The following is a 19,268-nucleotide window of genomic DNA, read 5'->3' as shown; positions in this document are numbered from 1 at the left end:
TCTTATTTGATACTCTATTTTCGTAAAATTATAACATATTTTGTATGAGAATGAATAAAAGTTTTTATTAATTTCGGTGAAAATAACAAAATTCCTAAAATTAATGGGAATTAATATGTTAATTGTGTAAATTTCGACATATTCTAATTAGTCGTTATACATAAAATTAATAAAAGCATTCTTTAGCTTTATAGGGTTAATATAGGAAAAATTTGACGGGAATTTTGTTATTTTATACTTTATTAATTTTCTGTAAAATTACAGAAATATTATCGACCTTGTAACCTTTTAGAAATAAATCAAGCGCAATTCCCTTAACCACAACATTATTCGGCCTTTTGACAATTTTTAGTTTTGTTACAAGAAATCCTTTTCTATTAGAAGTAAATTACAAAACATTAACAACTCACACAAGCTAAATATTTTTTGCTAAAGTATTAATCGTTGCGAAAACAAAGCAAAACAAAAATACAAATTGGAAAATAAAAACTTGTCATTGGGACTTTATTATTTTACTTGTCATATGGACTAATAAATTACTTATATAATTACATTTAGGAGGACTTTTAAAATGAACAAAATCGCTACAGCTACAATCGCTACAGCAGGTATCGCTACTTTCGGAATGATGCAAAACGAGGCAGACGCTGCAGAATACAATAACGGAGGATACAATCCAAACGATCCTACATCTTATAGCTATTCTTACACAATCGATAACAATGATGAATACCACTTCGAATGGCAAGGTAACTGGAGCCCAGACCAATTCGATTACGTTACAAATAATTCTCAACAATCATATAATTCATCTAACAATGTAGCATCAGCTAACACTGCTTCAAACGCTACTTCAAACCGTTCAGCAGGTATCTCAGCAGTTTCAGCACCAACTACATCAAGCTATGAAGCACCTGCTTCAAATGCACGTTCTTATAACGCTCAACCAGCTCAATCTTCAAACAATGGTGGCGTTTCAATTTCTAACTACAGTGGTTCATCAGCTAACTTATACACAGCTGGTCAATGTACTTGGTACGTTTACGACCGTGTAGGTGGTAAAATTAGTACATTATGGGGTAACGCTAATAACTGGGGTAGCGCAGCTGCTTCAGAAGGTTTCACAGTTAACAACCAACCACAAGCTGGTTCAATCATGCAATCAACTCAAGGTGCATTCGGTCACGTTGCATACGTTGAAAGCGTAAACAATGACGGTTCAGTAACTGTATCAGAAATGAACTACAATGCAGGTCCATTCGGCGTGAGCACACGTACAATCCCTGCTTCACAAGCTTACAGCTACAACTACATTCACTAAGATTTAAATATATTTAGGGTCGAGGACATAACGAGATGTCCCCGACCCTTTTTTGCGCTTCACATAAAAAATAAGCTTGAGATGGTTCTATCTCAAGCTTAACATCAGAAGGTTTATTTCTTGTAAATGAAATTTCATATAAAATGGAATGCTCACATATCATCATTTAGGTTCATTATATGTATCTCCATCCTTACATGTATCCTCGCTACAAAAACACATGTTAAGGATGAAAACAGATAGATAATAGAAGGACTTTTTAAAATGAAATTATCTACATTAGATAGATGATACCAACAACCCTCATTGCCGCTACTACAATGATTATGTAAGGGCACCGTTATCTATATTCATTATTTATCCGCTTTCACATTTTTAAAACATAATCTTTAAAGTTTATTTATTTTAAAGTAAAAAAGTCTCAATCAAAATCAAATTATAAAAATAAGAACCGTCAACAAATATCTAATTTGTTTAACGGTTCTATAAATGAATTAACTTTCTTTAGATTTCTTTTTAAGACCAAGTCCCGTGTAACCATAGAAAATAGCGATAATAAAGCATAGATAACAAGGGATTGTCCATATGAAGAAGTCCTGGACATCAACGCCAAGTTGTTGTTGATAGTAAATACCGGATGTACCCCACGGAATAAGAGGTAGCACCATGGTACTTGAGTCTTCTAAAGTACGTGATAGATTAGAACGATCTAGGTTCATGTCATCGTACATTTCTTTTAATAAGACACCTACCATAATAATTACAACGGACGCAACACCTGCAGCGAGTACAAGCATTAAGCTAGCTGCAACAGTTACAAGAATTAATTGTGAAGGTCGACGGACATTGCTTGAAATCTTGTTTAGAAGCACGTCTAAACAACCAGCACGTTCAACAATACCTGCGAATGCATATCCACAAAAGATCGTAACGATAATTTGAGTCATACTCATCATACCACCCTGTTCGATCAACTTAATCGTGTCATCTGAGATATGTTGCATATTTGAAGGTAGCATGCCTTTATTAAAACCATCAAACGTCGCTTGAAAACCATTAACAATGTTAAAACCATTATTAAACGTACCAACAATCAACGCTGCTAAACTTGAAATTAACATAGACGGCACAGTTGATATTTTAAAGAGTAAGCATACAATAATGACAATAGCAGGAATCCAAATAAAGAAATTGAGATTATAAATATGCTCAAGATCACTTAGAATCGATTTGATACGTTCAGATTTAATACTACTGCTATGACCTAGACCTACGAAGAACCATATCGCCATACCAATTAATGATGCTGGAATCGTCGTCCACATCAATGATTTAATATGTGAAAAGATATTCACGCGTGTCACTAATGACGCTAAGTTCGTAGTATCTGAAAGCGGAGACATTTTATCACCAAATACAGCACCCGCGATAACAGCACCTGCAGCCATACCTGGTGCAATGTTTAATTGAGTCGCAATAGCCATTAAAGCGATACCTGCTGTAGAAGCTGACCCCCATGCAGTACCTGTTGCGACTGAAGTGATTGCTGAAATAACGAAAGCTGAAATTAAGAAATACGTAGGGTTTAAGAATTTAAGACCATAGTAAATTAAAGCTGGCACAGTGCCTGCATACATCCAAGCCCCTACAATGATACCTACCGTTAAAATGATAAATAACGCTGGCATTGCTGTCTTAAGTCGTTCTGTAATACCCGCTTCAAGATCTTCCCATTTCAAGCCCACACGCCATGCTATAAATGCAGCGTAAGCAGCTGAAATAATTAACAATGCTTGAATCGGTATCTTAAAGATTAAAAATCCGATCGTAACGACAACCATCATGACAAGGATGGTTGATATAGATTCTAATAAAGTTGGCTTTCTCGTCATAAATCAATCCTCCTTATTCAATTAAAGTGATTCGATGTCATCAATTTCTAACGCTTCTAAAGTTAATCCCTCTTCGAAAAAGTCACGTTCTAAAATCGTAGAGGCAATTGTGATAACAGCATCAATGTTCGGCGTACGAACACCTATTGCTTTACCAATACTTGACCATAAAACAAGTCCATAAGCAATATCTTCAGTTAAATAACGATTTTCAACTTGATGTGGTCCTCTTATTTGAGAGAACACAGGACTGTTATTGAATAAGTAACGTAATGATTTATCGTCGTCTTTTCGCTCTAAATAACCACGTTCGATACGCGCTTCTTTAGCCGTTTCTAAGTGGTAACCAAACTTGCGACCGAGTGATAAGCGTTCTTCTTCAATCGCATGTAACAATTTCACTGTATGTTCCGTGATGCCCTCTTCATATAGTGCAAAGTCGCCACTATAATCTATACGCCCTACATTTAATAATGTTGGACCAGGGTGAACTTCAGGATTACCATTTTCTAGATTCGTGCGAAGTAAACTCTCTTCCTTACGAATGGATGGATAAAAACTTTTCACAGTGTTAAAACTTTCATTTAAATCTTTCTTATTATATGTTGAAAAGTAAACTTTCTTAACCTTTAATGATAAATCTACAGTAGCTGTGTCAAAGTTAACACGTGTACCATACGTTAACGTGTTCATTTCAGCAAATTTAGGTTGTGTTTCAATATGATGTTTTTTAAGTACATTCATAAATCGTATAGAGCCCATTGATGCCGCCATATTAAAGACAATTAATTGTGAATCATCAATATAAGGTGCCATGATTTCTGCATAGTACTCAATATGAGAAGAAGGTATGACTAACATGACAACTTCAGCACCTTCTAAAACATGTTCGATATCGTGGCTGACATTCGTGAATGATATAAACGAACTTTCTCCTTCATTATTATAATGAAATCCTCCCAGTGCTTTTGCCTTATCAAATTTCTCAATTGTTTGTTCTCGACAATATAAACTTACATCATGACCTTGATCGGTCATATCAACTGCTGCAGTTACTGCGCCATTACCAGAACCAATAATTGCAATTTTCATATTAATCCCTTCTTTCTACAATTTTAAATTTGGTACTTCTTTTATAAAAAGACACTTCCTAAAAAGATTAACATTATAGAACGTATCTGGAAACTGTTTTTTATAATTATAGAAATCAATCAAATTTCATTCACAGTGCTTTTTATTATATTTTGTGATACCTTTATAGAAACGATATCACTTAAATCATTTAAGAGATTGAATACATCATATTAAGGAGGAAGACATCTTGGACCAACACAATGTCGAGCACGTACAAAGACCTAGACGCTCTCAAGACGACACTTTATTCGCTTCACTCATCTATGTAGGTGGGTTCTTCGCCCCTATCATCGCACCTTTAATCATTTGGTTGATTAAGCGAGACGATTCAACCTTCGTGGATCAAGCTGGGAAGGATTATTTTAATTACATCATTTCATATACGATATGGTCATTTGTCGGTCTTGCACTTTGTCTCATTTTAATTGGCTTCGTGATTTTGCCAATTCTTTCTATAGTGGCTTTTGTTTTCCATATTGTGGCAATTTTCAAGTTAGCAAAAGGAGAGCCATACCTCATTCCGCTATCTTTAAGAATATTCAAATAAGCAAAACGAGATTAAAGGATTGTTACATAAAGTGTAATAATCCTTTTGTTTATTTGATGTAAATAATTTTAAAAAATTGTTTAGGCATGGTCTTTTAGAGCTTGTAATATTTTCTCTAAGAATTCATTGATTATTACAACAAATCATAGTGCGATTTAAATTCAATTACAATGACGTAACATTGCACACAAACCCAAATTTGTCTGTTAGAGTATTGCTTGTCGTTAAAAAAATCGGCAATCGCTACTAAATGATAAAATGTATTTTTTCTTGAATTAGAGATAGATAAAAAATTTGGGAGGACTTTTAAAATGAAAAAATTAATCGCTATTACGTCAATTACTGCTACTATGGGAGCAGCTATGTTAGGTATGAATTCAAACGAAGCAGACGCATCACAAGTTAATTCAATTCAAACTCAATCAAACGCTAATCTTTACACTGCAGGTCAATGTACTTGGTATGTATTCGACCGCGTAGGTGGCACAATTAGTACATTCTGGGGAAACGCTAATAACTGGGATACTGCAGCAGCTCAAGAAGGTTATCAAGTAAACAATAATCCAACACCAGGTTCAATTATGCAATCAAATAACGGTCCATTCGGTCACGTTGCGTATGTTGAGCATGTTAACTATGATGGTTCAATTACTGTATCAGAAATGAACTACGCTGCAGGTCCATTCGCTACTAGTACAAGAACAATCCCAGCAGGCCAAGCAGCAAGTTATAACTACATCCACATTTAATTCAAACGTGGATTTCCATTAAGTAACAATCAAATGCTATATCATCCTATAAATAAAGAGGACTTAAAACATGCGGTAAAACGGTATGTTTTAAGTCCTTTTTTAGATTAGATTAATCTAACCTATTTACATATATCTACTTTGTTTAGGCGTCGTATAACGTTTAAGTGATTGTATTGGATTATAAATGAGTGGTTATCAAAGTATATTCAAGTTATCACTGTTATATGTAGGTAACTAAATGATTTCAAGAAACACATCACAATCCCCAAATGATAATGGTGTTTCTATCTTAGTTCGTAGTATTATAATAGCCGTTATTGATTCTTTTAATCACTTTTGAGAGAATTGGTCTACATATCTTTTAATAAAGGAGCATCTCTATGCAGTGGTTTAAAGTATTTGTAGCTGGTTTTGTAGAGGTCATCTGGGTTACGGGAATCAAATATTCCGATAACCTTATTGAATGGCTGTTAACAGGGATGTTTATCACGTTAAGCTTTTATCTCGTTATATCAGCTTGTAAAACATTACCCGTCGGAACGGTGTACGCAATCTTTGTTGGTATGGGTACACTTGGTACGATTCTCTTTGATTTCTTTTTCACGAACGAACCATTTAACATCACCAAAATGGTACTCATTATCATTTTAATTGTAGGTATCGTGGGTCTTAAACTCACATCTGATGTAGATGATAAGGAGGCGAATTAATATGTACTGGGGATTACTTGTACTCGCTGGTTGCTTTGAAATACTCGGTGTATACTGGCTAAATAAAATCGCTCAATCATCTAACAAGATTTATGTGATATTACTTGGCGTAACGTTCTTTTGTAGCTTTTCAATATTAGCACTCGCGATGAAAGGCATTCCAATGGGTACTGCATACGCTGTTTGGACAGGTATTGGAACAGCAGGCGGTACGATTATAGGTATGATATGGTATAACGAATCGAAAAAGCCTATGCGCATTTTATGTATCTTCTTAATTATAGTTGCCGTTATCGGACTTAAATTAATGTCCTAATATTCATTTAAATTGTGCCATCTTATTAATTTTCTTATACTGAACTAGAAGGATGTGATAAGAATGAAAAAAGTATTTGTTGCTGGTCCTATTCCAGAAATAGCATTAGATTTACTGAAGGAAGATTTTGAGATTGATATGTATGAAGGTGAGGGCATCATTCCTAAAGAGGAATTAAAAGCTGGTGTTAAAGATGCTTTCGCTTTAATTAGTTTATTATCGACAAATGTAGACCAAGAAGTTATTGATAGTGCACCTGAATTAACGTTTATCGCAAACTATGGTGCTGGTTTTAATAATGTAGATGTCGAGTATGCAAGAACTAAAAATATCGATGTAACGAATACGCCTAAAGCGTCAACTAACGCAACAGCTGATTTAACGATGGGCTTACTGTTAAGTGCAGCTCGACGTATCCCTGAAGGCGATCGTTTATGCCGTGGAGAAGGCTTTGATGGCTGGGCACCGTTATTCTTTAGAGGTCGTGAAGTTACTGGTAAAACATTAGGTATTATTGGATTAGGTCAAATTGGTAGCGCCGTAGCAAGACGCGCTAAAGCCTTTGACTTAGATATCTTATACACTGGTCCCCACCAAAAACCTGAAGTTGAACAAGAGTTAGGCGTTAAGTATGTTGAACTTGAAACATTACTTAAACATGCAGACTTTGTAACGATTAATGCGGCTTATAACCCTAAATTACATCACCTCATCGGAAAAGAACAATTAGAACTCATGAAACCTACAAGCTATTTAATTAATGCTGCTCGTGGTCCAATCGTTCATGAGGAAGCTTTAGTAGAAGCACTTCAAAATAAAACAATTGAAGGTGCAGCGCTTGATGTATTCGAATTTGAACCTGAAATTACAGAAGGTTTAAAATCACTTGATAATGTAGTAATCACGCCACATATCGGTAACGCCACATTCGAAGCTCGTGATATGATGGCTAAGATTGTAGCTAAGAATATCATTAAAAAAGCAGACGGAAGAACACCTAAATACATCGTTAACTAATACGAAACGGTTGTTTTATTATAAAAGGCGAAAACAAAGTCCTATCTTTGTTCTCGCCTTATTTTTTTAAGATTCTTTACTTTTATAAATGAACTTTGTTTGATTTGAAATGAGCTTGTTCGGTGTTTTAGCCATTACAGTATCTCGCATTGAAGTCATAAGTTTATTTTGATACTGCGCGATTTTACCAATCTTACGTGATTTTAAGGTAACCTTTTTCGTGTGCTTAACACGTAACTTATTGTAACGGTTTAAAGCATCTTCTAGATGGGGTTGGTCTTTTAAACAATTAGACAATACAATCGCATCTTCCATCGCTTGTCCCGCACCTTGACCCATATTTGGTGTTGTCGCATGTGCAGCATCCCCTAGTAAGACGACACGCCCTTTTACAAACGTCTTAAGCGGTTCTAGATCATAAATATCATGTAATAAGATATTCGTTTCACCTTGTTTATCAAGAAGCTGTCGTACTTCATTTGGATAATGATTGAATAAAGCTTGTAAATGTGGCTTCGCGAATGTTTTATACTTAGGATCATTTTCCTTGGTATTAATTGTTATAAACCAATACGCTTTATCATTTAATAAAGGAACAATGCCTACGCGACCTGTTTTACCCCAATATTCAACACCGGTATGGTTTTCTTTCAATTGAAAATCTTCTACAACGCCTCTGAAGCACGTATAACCTTGATATTTAACCTTATTCTCAAAGCCTAGCGCTTGTCTCATATTAGAACGAATGCCATCAGCACCAATTACTAAATCAAATGTTAACGTGTCACCATGATTGTCAGTAATATCTACTTCTTGCTCCTTTTGATGCACGTTCTTAATTTCACGGTTGAAGTGTATATTTTCTTGTTTTACATAAGTTGCAAGTACGTCTATTAAATCTTGGCGTAACAGCGTCACGTTCGTCGTTTGACCGTCTAATTTAACTTGACTCAGAAGCTTGTTTTGGTCATTTCTCATTTCAAGTTGGTTAAGCACGTGCCCTGCATTTTTAATCCCTTTCGCAAGGTCATGATTACCAAGTTTTTGAAGCACATTACCACCTAAACCAATGCCTGCTCCAATATCTGTAAGACTCCCCTTACGTTCAAAGATGTGAACATCATGAGTTGTATTTGTAAGTAGTGAAGCTAATGTTAAGCCACCTATTCCTGCACCAATAATCGCAATTCTCATTCTGCATACTCCTCAATTCAATATATTAATCTAAGTCTATCACAATTTAAGCGCCATGTTGATTGACGAATTCCCTATTCGTTCATCCACAGTCTCACTTCTTTTCCCATAAGAAAAGCCAAGGCACGTTAACGCCTCAGCTTTAGAATTTAGTGTTTCGTTTCTTTGTAATAGTCCTTTCGGATATGATCTTTCTTAATACCTAACTTCTCATAGGGCTTTTCCATAAAGGAAGCGATGCGGTCACCCCAGTGAATATCACTCGCATATTGATTCTCACCTGGTGATTTAGGATTCCAACGCATTTGATATAACGTCAGTTGCCCTTTATCAAAGTAGTTCTTACGAATGAACTTAGCACCACCAAGGATTGCTTTATCAACCGACGTCCATTCAGCCTTCTTAGAATAGCTAGAACCTGTTTTCAATGCATTAGCATCAAACGCACCGATACCAAAGAAGTTGTAATACGTCTTACCATCAACTTTAATGCCGTTAGCTAACTTGGAATGTCCGTTTCCAGTCTCGTGTAATGCATGGCTAATTAAATAGATGACATTGACTTGATATTTCTCTTGGGCCTTTAAAAAGACATCGCCTTTACCTTTAAAGACACCTTTAGACTTTAAAATATCATCAACTTCTTCTTTATTCATAGGTACTGGTTCTGAAATGTCCATGTAAATGAAATCGGAATCCTTTGAATGAATGGCCATCGCCTGACGCACGTCATTATTAGAAGCATCTTTAAATTTCTGATCCACTTCTTTCGTATGAAGCGCATCGTTGTTCAACTGCTTGTCTAAAGCCTCATCGAACGTATGCGTTTTATCGCTTCGTAAGATATGCGTTTCGTTATAAATTAACAAACCTATAAAGACGATTAGAATCAGCAACAAAAGCCATAATGAGAAACGTTTACGTATTAAATCCGTCATACCCTACCCCCCCTAACCTTGTGATAATGCACTAAACAAGAAGACGATTAAAATGACTACAAATAAAAATGAAAGATTAACAGCTATCTTAAGCCACTTACGATCTCTAAAAATGGTGTTAAATATCGTTAAACTAATTGCTAATGAAATGATGAACATAGCAATGGATAGCTTAAGATATGTCATTATTAAGAAAATGATACCTAATATTAAAAATATATTTGAAATAAATGCCAATATTTTGGTCATTTTTGCACTCATCGATGTTCACTCCTCTAAATTAATCTCTCACACATTTTATCATGAAATCGGTTTATTGAACCTTTATTTACATAAAAAAACAGGCCTGGGACATAAGTCGTAAAATAGAGCATTTAAGCTTTATTTCACACAATTCTCAAAACAGCTGACTCCTAGAGGATGGGGCCCCGACAAAGAAATTTGCGCAAGCAAATTCTCAAGCTAAGGAAGCCGGGGCTCTTTCTCATGAACAAAGAAGCCTGAGCTTCTTTGTAAGTCCAACTACCGTATTGAAAATACGAGTTGGACTTTACAGGAAAGCATGCTGTTTAAGGGAATTGTAGTATTATGTCCCTGACCCGTCATAAGTTTTACTTTATTTCTCGCGTGACATACCTTTTAACATGTTAATAAAGTATGTGATGCTACGGTTCGCTTCTTCGTCACGTAATAAACTCATGAAGCCACCAATTGACGTAGTCTTATTAGGATTCGCTTCATTAGCAACGTGAATACCACGGTTGAATTTATCTAGAATAACTTTTAAGTCTTCAGGATTAAATTCTCCAAGTAATAATGCGAACTGACCAATATTATGAATCATACCAGCATATTGATCTTTATTAAGCTCATTTGCGAACTTATCTAAAATGTAGTAACGTTCGTTAACTGCACCTGTTAAACCATCTAAGATCTTCGCGTCATCAAGTGCTTTAACTAATTTGATTGCTTTAATGATACTGTCTTTATTCTCAGAAATAGCTGTCGTTACTTCATCCACGTGTGCTTCTTTGATTTCAGCTTCGGACTTTTCAATGCGTTTAATTTTAGAGATACGTTCTGCCATTATTTTCTCACCTGATTTCCTGGGAATACATAATCATCACGTTCCCATTTTTTCTGAACTTGGACACCAAGTTGCGGTATACGTTCTTTCAATCTAAAGTTCGTTGGATTGATAGGTGATTTACCTTTCTTACGTAACACTTCAATCTTACAACTTGTACGTTTGTATGATGGTGTATGTGTATCAGGATCTGTATCGCCGTTAGTAAGAATATTAATCGCACCAACGTTATCATTTTCCATACTGTTACTGTTTAATGGAATGTAAATTTGCTTACCTTGAACACGTTTTGAAATGTGGACAATACCTGTTGTTTGACCTGAATCGGATGTCATTCGGATTTTAGCACCTTCATGAATATCGCGTTCTTTCGCAAGTTCAGGTGAAATTTCAACGAATGCTTCAGGCATCTTGTATTTAAGGCCTGGTACTTTGTATGTCATATTACCTTCGTGGAAGTGTTCTAACACACGACCATTGTTAACATGAATATCGTACTCTTCATTCGTTTTATAGAAATTATCGAAATCTAATGGATAGAATTTCGCTTTCTTATCTTCAAAGTTAAAGCCATCTAAGTATAAAACTGGTGAGTCAGTTCCATCTTCAGCAACAGGCCATTGTAAACTTTTGTAGTTTTCAAGACGTTCATAATTAATACCGCTGAACATTGGTGCTAAGCTAGAAGCTTCATCCATGATTTCACTTGGGTGACTATAATTCCAGTCAAAGCCCATTGCTTTAGCAATCATTTGTGTAATTTGCCAGTCAGGTTTTGAATCGCCTAAAGGTTCAAGTGCTTGATATAAACGTTGAACACGACGTTCCGTATTCGTAAATGTACCTTCTTTTTCTAAGGCAGGACTTGCAGGTAATACAACGTCCGCGAATTCAGCTGTAAACGTTAAGAACTCATCTTGAACAACTAAGAAGTCAAGCATTCTAAGTGCTTCTTGAACGTAGTTGATATTTGAGTCAACAATACCTGTATCTTCACCTAAGATAAATAGTGATTCAATTGTACCGTCGTGGATACCATCCATCATTTGATGGTTATCGCGTCCAGCTTTACTTGGAAGCGTTACGCCCCATGCTTTTTCATAGCGTGCACGAACGGCATCATCTTCAACACCTTCGTACGCTGGGAACTTATCAGGCATACTACCATAGTCACTACAGCCTTGAACGTTGTTATGACCACGTAATGGGTAAGCACCTGTACCTTCACGCATATAGTTACCAGTTGCTAATAGCAGATTAGAAATTGCTGTACTTGTGTCACTACCAACGTCTTGTTGCGTAACACCCATAGCCCAACAAATCGCAACTTTATCAGTTTGTGCGATTTCGTGCGCTAAAGCAATTAATCGCTCTTTATTAATACCTGTTGTTTCTTCAGCAAATTCCATTGTAAATGGAGCTAAAGATTCGTAATACGCATCAAAGTCGTTTACCCATTCATCGATGAAGTCTTTCTTATGAAGATCATTATCAATCAGATATTTCGTAATCGCTGATAACCACACAAGGTCTGTACCTGGTTTTGGTGAATAGAATGCATCAGCACGTTCTGCCATTTCATGACGACGAATATCAAATACATATAATTTTTGGCCGAATAATTTATGAGAACGTTTAATTCTTGATGCAATAACAGGATGTGCTTCTGCAGTATTCGTACCAATTGTAATAACCATATCCGCTTTACCAATATCCTCGATAGAACCTGAGTCACCGCCGTGACCTACCGTTCTGAAAAGCCCTTTCGTTGCAGGTGCTTGGCAATAACGTGAACAGTTATCAATGTTATTTGTACCGATAACTTGACGTGCAAGTTTTTGCATTAAGTAAGATTCTTCGTTTGTGGCTTTTGAAGATGAAATAAATGCTAAACCATCTGCACCTTTACGTTCTTTAATTTCAGTAAATTTATCCGCAATTACTTTGATTGCTTCTTCCCATTCAACTTCTTCAAATTGATCGTTACGACGTACAAGTGGTTTTGTTAAGCGCTCTTCAGCGTTCACATAATCCCAACCGAATTTACCTTTAACACATGAAGAAATTTTGTTTGCTGGTGATTCGTGTTGAGGTTCAACTTTAAGAATTTCACGGTCTTTTGTCCAAACATTAAATGAACAACCAACCCCACAATATGTACATACTGTCTTCGTCTTCTTAATACGTTGATCGCGCATCTTAGCTTCTGAATCTGAAACTGCGAATAATGGACCGTAGCCTGTTTCAGCTTTCTTAGTTAAATCAATCATTGAAGCAAGTGAACCTGGCTCAAGGTCTGTCATATAACCTGCATTACCTTCCATATTATTCTCAAGTAAGGCGTTACATGGACATACAGTTACACATTGACCACAAGCAACACATGATGACTCATTAATTGATACATCGTTGTCCCAAATAACACGTGGACGCTCACGTTCCCAATCAATCATCAGTGTTTCGTTAACTTGAACGTCTTGACATACTTCTACACAACGTCCACATAGAATACATTGGTCAGGGTCGTATCTATAGAATGGACCGTGGTCTACTTCATAACCTTTAGTCTTCCATTCGTATGTTTGATGCTCAAGTCCAAATTCGTCCATTGTGTTGTGGATTTCACAGCTACCATTGTTATAGTCACACACCGTACAGTATAGTTGGTGCTTTTCTAGGATGCGGTCTAGCGCTTCCTTTTGACTCGCTTTAACTAAATCGCCTGTCGTCTTAACATCCATAGGACCATTAATTGTAGTACCACACGCACGCTTGATTTCCCCATCAATCATAACCGTACATGTATCACACGTTTCAATTGGACCTAATGATTCGTTATAACAAATCGAAGGAACAAACGTGTTTTGAGCTTTAATAAACTCAAGCAAGTTCGTGCCTTGATCCGCAAGATATTCCTTACCATCTATCGTTACAACAATATGCTCTTGCATAGTATCCCCCCTATATAATTCCTCTTCGCTGCCCTTAAATTTTAAAGTGTTACCTTCATTTTATACTCTTTTTCGTTAAAAGTTAACCAATTGTGTACCATTTCCATAAATATTTTATTAATTGAAAATGAATATCAATACCATTTGGATAGTTGATGTAATGCGATTTTTATGTATAAATTTCGTTTTTTATTTATTGAAATATTCTATATTTTAATTTTAAAACAACACTTATTGTTAACAATTTAGTTTATTGTTCAGGTCCTCTTGAAAAGCCCTTTGAATCTAAAGTCCTTTTCATAAAAAAAAAGCTATAAAGCAAGCTGAGTTAAAGCATGCCTTATAGCGAATATAACTTAAATATGCCCGTCTTTATTCTCGCCGTTAAAAGATACAACTTGATCTAAAGGTAAACGCGTTGTGCCTGTTGGCGCTTTGTTACCTTTACCAATGGCGATACATAAAGCTGGTTTATAACGCTTGTTATCAATACCAAGGGCTTCTAAGATTTCATTGTGTTGAAAGCCGCCAATTGGATTTGAATCGTATCCAAAGGCTTTAACCGCTAACATTAATTGCATTGCGGCAAGGTTAGCATCGTTAAGTGCTTGTTGTTCAATTTCACTGTCTGTCCAAGTACTGTAGTATTTCTCAATCTTTTCTTTCTTCACATCAGCGTCTTCTTGCGCCATGTAGCCAGCTGCAACCATTGAATCATAAATCGCATCCTTATAAGGGATATGCTCGCGATCCCCAACTACAATAATGAATTGTGAAGACGTTTCGAGTTGATGTGTATTAACGGTTACATAAGGTTTAATTTTAGCTTTAACAGCATCGTCTTCAACGATGATAAAACGCCATGGTTGTAAGTTGAACGATGATGGTGCTTTAGTTGCTAAGCTTAATATCTCATTTAACGTATCATGAGGAATTTTCACGTTTGGGTCGAACGATTTAACAGTGTGACGTGAATCTATAATAGACTTAAGGTTTTCAATATCAGCCATAATACGCCTCCTATCAAGAATTTTATCTCTTTAAATATACCAAATGGTAAATGACCATTCGAATGATATGTTTATGATATCATGAGCTATGAGCACAGGTACATATAAAACTGTATTTAAATGAATAAAAATACAATATACAGGCAACTAAATGTATGTTTATTCATAAAATATATAACAAAAAATTTCATTCACATTTGAGTATTATTTTTTAAGTATAAGAGCGTGTACGATTACCATTTATTTACATTGACCCTAATTGTCGGAAAATATAGAATATTGCGAATATAAAATGTTTTTCACGATTTACAATAATTTCCAAATACTAAAAACCCCGTAATATAGGGGTTTGAGGGGTTGTGTTTTTAACAGTAATTTACATTTTAGATTGTATACAATTAATTATTAACTAAATGTATAAAGAGTAATTTTATTTCTGTAATAAAATATACTATAATAAGCAAATAGTTGTTTATTGATTAAAGATAGATAGCGACTTTAAACATACACAAATCAATATTATGGAGTGAGTTCGAATGAAAACAGCAGGTATTGTTCGCAAAGTAGACCCCTTAGGCCGTATTGTCATTCCAAAGGAAATACGTTCTGTATTAGACATAAAGGTTAAAGACCCTATTGAAATATTCATCCAAGACGATACAGTCATGTTAAGAAAATATTCTGATGATAATGCGTGCATGATTACTGGAGAAACAAGTGATAACACTTATAAGATTGCGAACGGAAAAATCACTTTAAGCCAAAAAGGGGCAGAACAATTATTAACTGAGCTTGAAGATATATTAAAATAATAAGCAGAAATCATTTAACTAGTCTCGAAGCAAATAACGCCATTAGATTGTTATGTTTAAAAGCAGTCACAACCAATAAATATAAAACCCTTTAGATTTTGTCGCTAAAATCTAAAGGGTTTTTAGGTATTAAATATTCAAGTTTTCTCGATAAGCGCGTGTCAGTTCTGATTTTTGATTCTCATCAGGTACGAAATAATAAACGCCATCGTCTTGAACACTTCCTGAGCCTTCAAGTTGATGTTTATTTACAGTTTCATCTGCATGTTTGTAATTTTTAATAATTGTATTAAGCTGGCCTAGAGTTAAGTCAGTTTCTACATTTTTCTCAAGTTGCTCAATGATCGTATTGAGACGTGTGATAGACTTAACATCTGTAAGTTTTGAAGCTAAACCTTGGAGTACAATTTGTTGACGTTGTTGACGGCCGAAATCGCCGCCTGAACCATCTTCCTTACGACTTCTAATAAAGTTCATAGCTTCTTCACCATTTAAATGAACTTTTTCTCCTTGGTTAAATTGCGTGCCTTTTACATTAAACGTCGCATTACTAACAACATCCACGCCATCTAAAGCATCTATCGTTTCTTTAAGACCATCCATATCAACCGATGCGTAATGGTCAATTGGAACATTCATCAATTTCTCTACAGACTCAATAGCCATCTTAGGGCCACCATAGGCATAAGCATGATTAATCTTCTCAGTCGTATTATTACCTACAATTTCAGCTTGCGTATCTCTTGGAATACTAATCATTTCTGTCGTTTTAGTTTGAGGATTAATCGAAAGAATCATAATTGAATCACTTCTCTCCCCTGCCCCTTGCGCATCTCGAGTCGTATTTGAATCTACACCAAATAAAGCAATTGAAATAGGCTGACTCTTATTAATATCTACTTTGTTATCTCTTAAACTTGATTTATCTCGATCAAGCGGGTGGTGAATCGCACCACTTAAAGACATCGCTTTTATGCATATAAAAATGAGTAATGCCGCAAATAAAAGCCCTACAATTCCACCTATTATCAACAATAGTTTCTTAAGTGGATGTCGTTTTTTCTCATAAGAACGTCTCAAATTATTCACTCCTCAACTAACGCTTCGTTAAATTGTCGCTTGATATATATTATATATTGAACTCATTCAATTTAATATAATTCTTTAGACCTATTACATGATACAACTTTTAGAGAAATGTTTAAATTAAATAAAACTTATCTTCTGTAACCAGGAGATTGATTTAACAATGCTAACATGTCTTCGTGACAACCAGGGTTACTAATGATGAACGCGCCACCTTTAGTATAATCAATCTCTTCATTATCAAGCGTCGTCATTTTAAGACCTAATAACTCAGCGAAAAGATGTTGAGCAGCAATATCCCACGCAGATGGGTTAGTATTTACATGTGCACCGAATTGACCATTTATAACACGTACAGAGTCTAGACCACAAGATCCAATAAAGCGAAATCCGAAGCTTGCATCGAACAATCGTCTTGTTGTCTCTTCAGGCATAACTTCTGCATTAAACGAAATAACTGCGTCTTTCAACGGTAGTGGTTCTGGAGGCGTAATGCGCTTATTATTTACATATGCACCTGAATCACGAATGGCTTTATAGATTTTATATCTTGGATAATCGTAAATATAAGAAAGCATTGGCTTACCATCGATAAAGTAGCCTAAAATAACGCAGAAGTCATCGTTTTGCTTAACAAGGTTAGCAGTACCATCGATAGGATCCATAATCCATACATGGCCTTCTTTACCATCTATTTCAGAATTATCCTTTTCCTCACCAATTAGTTTATGATGATCGAATGATTGTTCTAAAAATGATTGGAATGAACTTTGTAATGTCTTATCAACATTCGTCACAAGATCAAAACGGTTGTTTTTAGTGTCCGTATCCATTTGATTCATTAAACTCGGAATTTGCGTATCTAAATCTCTTAACCACGCTCTAACCATCTCATCAATTTCAAGTAAAGCTTCATGAGTTACCATAATAATCACTCCACAATTTATTTTATATTATTCACGTCAAAATATTTTTAAATCATCTATAAAATTATCATTAGTTTCACGTTTAGTAAATGTATTTACACAATTAAAAAAACCGACTAGATACTACTAGTCGGCTAGAAAGGAAAGTAAGTAATAAATATTGAAGATGTTAAAACTAGAATTTAGCACAAGTATAAACTCAATCATGCTATAACACTATTATAGCTACCCCTTTGTTTGAAGTTTAATAATGCCTTCCCCTAGTCACTATAAATACTATAACACAATTCATTTCATAATGTAAGCGTTTTCTTAACTTTTTTTAGAAAATAAACAAAATTTATAATCTTCCCTTTATATGGTATAATACCAGTAATGACACGTATTTGGAGGGTGAATGTCATGACTAAAGCAGAACGTCAAAATCGTTTATTAGAATGTATTAAGGATAATCATCACATTTCAGCCAATACGCTTGCTGAGAAACTCGGCGTTTCTAAGCGTACCATTCTTCGTGACATTCAAGACCTTGAAGACAAAGGCGTTCAAATCCTTGCTCACCAAGGTAAACATGGTGGTTATCAAATTACAAATGATACGGACAAATATGTATTAAGTATGACTGAACGAGAGATCACGACGTTGTTTTTGCTTTTAAATGAGAGCCTCACGTATACAAATTTGCCTTATCAGTATGAAATCCAAAGCATCTTAAAGAAGTGTCTCAACTTGCCTCAAACACACTTGCGCCGCGTGCTTAAGAAATTGGATCATTATATCCGCTTCAACGACCAACACATCCAACCACTACCTTCAATTTTCAATGATATCCTGATTTATAGTAGCGAACGCAATGTCATGTCTGTAGAATTCACCACTTCTGAAAAGCCACGCTCTGAAAACGTCATCTTTATAGGGATGGTCTGTGAAAATGGCTCATGGCATGTTATTTGCTATGTAATCGGTACTGGTCACACGATGCCTATCCTTATTAATGACATTCAAGATATTTCTTATTCATTCCACAAATCAATACAAACGAGCGACATCACATTAGACAATTACCAAACCTTCTACGAATAATATAGAGACTTCATTTCAAACCTCCTTTTATATCCGCAATGATAATCACCTCTAAGAAAGGTTGATGACTATGAAACCTCATCACTTAACAACTCAAGATATCCATGCTCAATTCATAACGATATATCAGCTTGCTCAATCTTTCGACCTTTATTGCTTTAAAGACCGCGCAAAGTCATTAGAAATAGCCGCTGAGCTCAACCAACTTGTAGCGATGCACTATCATAATCTTGAAGAAGCTATAGCCATACCACCCCACCATATCGCCTCTATATACAAACAAGCTTTATCTAACCTCCATCATGCTAACTTACAATTTATCTCTGAAGGCAACCAACACCTCGTTAACGACGAATATATTAAAGTTATACTGCATATGTTGAACATTTTACAAATGTAAAATTGTTACATATTTAGAACTTTAAATAAAACTAAATTGTAAAATTATTTCATATTAGGTATACTTCATGTAAACGATTACATGAGGAGGTT

Annotated in this window: 19 protein-coding genes; 10 read left to right on the top strand and 9 right to left on the bottom strand. The window is 35.3% G+C overall.

Features of this window, described 5'->3' with window-relative positions:
- The first annotated feature begins 571 nt into the window (after nucleotides 1-571).
- Nucleotides 572-1,321 carry a CHAP domain-containing protein gene (locus ACF3N8_RS04560; protein WP_392450329.1) on the top strand — a complete coding sequence of 250 codons (750 nt, stop codon included), beginning with the start codon at nucleotides 572-574 and terminating at the stop codon, nucleotides 1,319-1,321.
- 494 nt (nucleotides 1,322-1,815) lie between these two features.
- Here the strand turns inward: ACF3N8_RS04560 and nhaC are convergent, their stop codons facing one another.
- Nucleotides 1,816-3,213: a Na+/H+ antiporter NhaC gene (gene nhaC / locus ACF3N8_RS04555; protein ID WP_009382857.1), complete on the bottom strand. Its 1,398-nt coding sequence runs from the start codon at nucleotides 3,211-3,213 to the stop codon at nucleotides 1,816-1,818.
- A gap of 21 nt (nucleotides 3,214-3,234) precedes the next feature.
- On the bottom strand, nucleotides 3,235-4,305 hold the full coding sequence (locus ACF3N8_RS04550) for an NAD/NADP-dependent octopine/nopaline dehydrogenase family protein (RefSeq protein WP_009382858.1): 1,071 nt from the start codon (nucleotides 4,303-4,305) through the stop codon (nucleotides 3,235-3,237).
- Between the two features lie 229 nt (nucleotides 4,306-4,534).
- Here ACF3N8_RS04550 and ACF3N8_RS04545 point away from each other — a divergent pair, with 229 nt between their 5' ends.
- The 5 genes from ACF3N8_RS04545 (at nucleotide 4,535) to ACF3N8_RS04525 (ending at nucleotide 7,689) form a co-directional block, all read left to right on the top strand.
- Entirely contained in the window at nucleotides 4,535-4,894 is a 360-nt protein-coding gene (locus ACF3N8_RS04545) for a DUF4870 domain-containing protein (protein ID WP_009382861.1), read from the top strand.
- Nucleotides 4,895-5,205: 311 nt separating this feature from the next.
- Nucleotides 5,206-5,643 (top strand): CHAP domain-containing protein, encoded by a 438-nt coding sequence (locus ACF3N8_RS04540; protein WP_009382862.1) that lies wholly within the window; start codon nucleotides 5,206-5,208, stop codon nucleotides 5,641-5,643.
- A gap of 383 nt (nucleotides 5,644-6,026) precedes the next feature.
- Nucleotides 6,027-6,356, top strand: coding sequence for a multidrug efflux SMR transporter (locus tag ACF3N8_RS04535; protein ID WP_009382864.1), 330 nt, complete (start codon nucleotides 6,027-6,029; stop codon nucleotides 6,354-6,356).
- A gap of 1 nt (nucleotide 6,357) precedes the next feature.
- Nucleotides 6,358-6,672, top strand: coding sequence for a multidrug efflux SMR transporter (locus ACF3N8_RS04530; RefSeq protein ID WP_009382865.1), 315 nt, complete (start codon nucleotides 6,358-6,360; stop codon nucleotides 6,670-6,672).
- Between the two features lie 63 nt (nucleotides 6,673-6,735).
- Nucleotides 6,736-7,689, top strand: coding sequence for a 2-hydroxyacid dehydrogenase family protein (locus ACF3N8_RS04525; RefSeq protein WP_009382868.1), 954 nt, complete (start codon nucleotides 6,736-6,738; stop codon nucleotides 7,687-7,689).
- A 66-nt stretch (nucleotides 7,690-7,755) separates the two neighbouring features.
- Here the strand turns inward: ACF3N8_RS04525 and ACF3N8_RS04520 are convergent, their stop codons facing one another.
- Both ACF3N8_RS04520 and ACF3N8_RS04515 read right to left on the bottom strand, forming a co-directional pair.
- Nucleotides 7,756-8,883, bottom strand: a complete 1,128-nt coding sequence (locus ACF3N8_RS04520; RefSeq protein ID WP_009382869.1) for an FAD-dependent monooxygenase — start codon at nucleotides 8,881-8,883, stop codon at nucleotides 7,756-7,758.
- A 149-nt stretch (nucleotides 8,884-9,032) separates the two neighbouring features.
- Nucleotides 9,033-9,821 carry an N-acetylglucosaminidase gene (locus ACF3N8_RS04515; RefSeq protein ID WP_017176764.1) on the bottom strand — a complete coding sequence of 263 codons (789 nt, stop codon included), beginning with the start codon at nucleotides 9,819-9,821 and terminating at the stop codon, nucleotides 9,033-9,035.
- Nucleotides 9,822-9,873: 52 nt separating this feature from the next.
- On the opposite strand from ACF3N8_RS04515, the gene ACF3N8_RS04510 reads away from it, so the two are divergent.
- A complete protein-coding gene (locus tag ACF3N8_RS04510; RefSeq protein WP_009382872.1) occupies nucleotides 9,874-10,185 on the top strand; it encodes a hypothetical protein in 312 nt (103 codons plus the stop codon).
- A 252-nt stretch (nucleotides 10,186-10,437) separates the two neighbouring features.
- Here ACF3N8_RS04510 and ACF3N8_RS04505 read toward each other — a convergent pair whose 3' ends face one another.
- The 3 genes from ACF3N8_RS04505 to ACF3N8_RS04495 all read right to left on the bottom strand — a co-directional run bounded on the left by ACF3N8_RS04505 (nucleotide 10,438) and on the right by ACF3N8_RS04495 (nucleotide 14,869).
- Nucleotides 10,438-10,908 carry a DUF1641 domain-containing protein gene (locus tag ACF3N8_RS04505; RefSeq protein WP_009382873.1) on the bottom strand — a complete coding sequence of 157 codons (471 nt, stop codon included), beginning with the start codon at nucleotides 10,906-10,908 and terminating at the stop codon, nucleotides 10,438-10,440.
- Nucleotides 10,908-13,859, bottom strand: coding sequence for a formate dehydrogenase subunit alpha (fdhF, locus tag ACF3N8_RS04500; RefSeq protein WP_392450326.1), 2,952 nt, complete (start codon nucleotides 13,857-13,859; stop codon nucleotides 10,908-10,910). Before fdhF ends, ACF3N8_RS04505 begins: the two co-directional genes overlap by 1 nt.
- Before the next feature lie 356 nt (nucleotides 13,860-14,215).
- Nucleotides 14,216-14,869 (bottom strand): nitroreductase family protein, encoded by a 654-nt coding sequence (locus tag ACF3N8_RS04495; protein WP_009382874.1) that lies wholly within the window; start codon nucleotides 14,867-14,869, stop codon nucleotides 14,216-14,218.
- A gap of 536 nt (nucleotides 14,870-15,405) precedes the next feature.
- Here ACF3N8_RS04495 and ACF3N8_RS04490 point away from each other — a divergent pair.
- The gene (locus ACF3N8_RS04490; protein WP_392450323.1) at nucleotides 15,406-15,681 is read left to right on the top strand and encodes an AbrB/MazE/SpoVT family DNA-binding domain-containing protein; all 276 of its coding nucleotides are present in this window, start codon (nucleotides 15,406-15,408) and stop codon (nucleotides 15,679-15,681) included.
- A gap of 129 nt (nucleotides 15,682-15,810) precedes the next feature.
- Here ACF3N8_RS04490 and ACF3N8_RS04485 read toward each other — a convergent pair whose 3' ends face one another.
- Nucleotides 15,811-16,761, bottom strand: a complete 951-nt coding sequence (locus ACF3N8_RS04485) for an LCP family protein (RefSeq protein WP_238094161.1) — start codon at nucleotides 16,759-16,761, stop codon at nucleotides 15,811-15,813.
- Between the two features lie 137 nt (nucleotides 16,762-16,898).
- Complete coding sequence (locus ACF3N8_RS04480; RefSeq protein ID WP_392450321.1) at nucleotides 16,899-17,693, bottom strand: inositol monophosphatase family protein; 795 nt, start codon at nucleotides 17,691-17,693, stop codon at nucleotides 16,899-16,901.
- Between the two features lie 402 nt (nucleotides 17,694-18,095).
- On the opposite strand from ACF3N8_RS04480, the gene ACF3N8_RS04475 reads away from it, so the two are divergent.
- Both ACF3N8_RS04475 and ACF3N8_RS04470 read left to right on the top strand, forming a co-directional pair.
- Nucleotides 18,096-18,776: a YafY family protein gene (locus ACF3N8_RS04475; protein WP_009382878.1), complete on the top strand. Its 681-nt coding sequence runs from the start codon at nucleotides 18,096-18,098 to the stop codon at nucleotides 18,774-18,776.
- A 70-nt stretch (nucleotides 18,777-18,846) separates the two neighbouring features.
- Nucleotides 18,847-19,176 (top strand): hypothetical protein, encoded by a 330-nt coding sequence (locus tag ACF3N8_RS04470; RefSeq protein WP_238094160.1) that lies wholly within the window; start codon nucleotides 18,847-18,849, stop codon nucleotides 19,174-19,176.
- Nucleotides 19,177-19,268 lie beyond the last annotated feature (92 nt).

Source organism: Staphylococcus massiliensis (genome assembly GCF_043186315.1).
In the GTDB taxonomy this organism is placed as follows: domain Bacteria; phylum Bacillota; class Bacilli; order Staphylococcales; family Staphylococcaceae; genus Staphylococcus; species Staphylococcus massiliensis.
The sequence above is the reverse complement of the archived record's forward strand: the minus strand, read 5'-3'. Positions and strand labels throughout refer to the sequence as shown.

Excerpts from the sequence above, each read along its gene's own strand:
- ACF3N8_RS04560 (WP_392450329.1), top strand. The coding sequence starts at position 572 with ATGAACAAAATCGCTACAGCTACAATCGCTACAGCAGGTATCGCTACT.
- ACF3N8_RS04520 (WP_009382869.1), bottom strand. The coding sequence starts at position 8,883 with ATGAGAATTGCGATTATTGGTGCAGGAATAGGTGGCTTAACATTAGCT.
- ACF3N8_RS04550 (WP_009382858.1), bottom strand. The coding sequence starts at position 4,305 with ATGAAAATTGCAATTATTGGTTCTGGTAATGGCGCAGTAACTGCAGCA.
- ACF3N8_RS04480 (WP_392450321.1), bottom strand. The coding sequence starts at position 17,693 with ATGGTAACTCATGAAGCTTTACTTGAAATTGATGAGATGGTTAGAGCG.
- fdhF (WP_392450326.1), bottom strand. The coding sequence starts at position 13,859 with ATGCAAGAGCATATTGTTGTAACGATAGATGGTAAGGAATATCTTGCG.
- ACF3N8_RS04540 (WP_009382862.1), top strand. The coding sequence starts at position 5,206 with ATGAAAAAATTAATCGCTATTACGTCAATTACTGCTACTATGGGAGCA.
- ACF3N8_RS04515 (WP_017176764.1), bottom strand. The coding sequence starts at position 9,821 with ATGACGGATTTAATACGTAAACGTTTCTCATTATGGCTTTTGTTGCTG.
- ACF3N8_RS04525 (WP_009382868.1), top strand. The coding sequence starts at position 6,736 with ATGAAAAAAGTATTTGTTGCTGGTCCTATTCCAGAAATAGCATTAGAT.
- ACF3N8_RS04510 (WP_009382872.1), top strand. The coding sequence starts at position 9,874 with ATGACTACAAATAAAAATGAAAGATTAACAGCTATCTTAAGCCACTTA.
- ACF3N8_RS04475 (WP_009382878.1), top strand. The coding sequence starts at position 18,096 with ATGACTAAAGCAGAACGTCAAAATCGTTTATTAGAATGTATTAAGGAT.
- ACF3N8_RS04490 (WP_392450323.1), top strand. The coding sequence starts at position 15,406 with ATGAAAACAGCAGGTATTGTTCGCAAAGTAGACCCCTTAGGCCGTATT.
- ACF3N8_RS04495 (WP_009382874.1), bottom strand. The coding sequence starts at position 14,869 with ATGGCTGATATTGAAAACCTTAAGTCTATTATAGATTCACGTCACACT.
- ACF3N8_RS04535 (WP_009382864.1), top strand. The coding sequence starts at position 6,027 with ATGCAGTGGTTTAAAGTATTTGTAGCTGGTTTTGTAGAGGTCATCTGG.
- ACF3N8_RS04470 (WP_238094160.1), top strand. The coding sequence starts at position 18,847 with ATGAAACCTCATCACTTAACAACTCAAGATATCCATGCTCAATTCATA.
- nhaC (WP_009382857.1), bottom strand. The coding sequence starts at position 3,213 with ATGACGAGAAAGCCAACTTTATTAGAATCTATATCAACCATCCTTGTC.
- ACF3N8_RS04530 (WP_009382865.1), top strand. The coding sequence starts at position 6,358 with ATGTACTGGGGATTACTTGTACTCGCTGGTTGCTTTGAAATACTCGGT.
- ACF3N8_RS04505 (WP_009382873.1), bottom strand. The coding sequence starts at position 10,908 with ATGGCAGAACGTATCTCTAAAATTAAACGCATTGAAAAGTCCGAAGCT.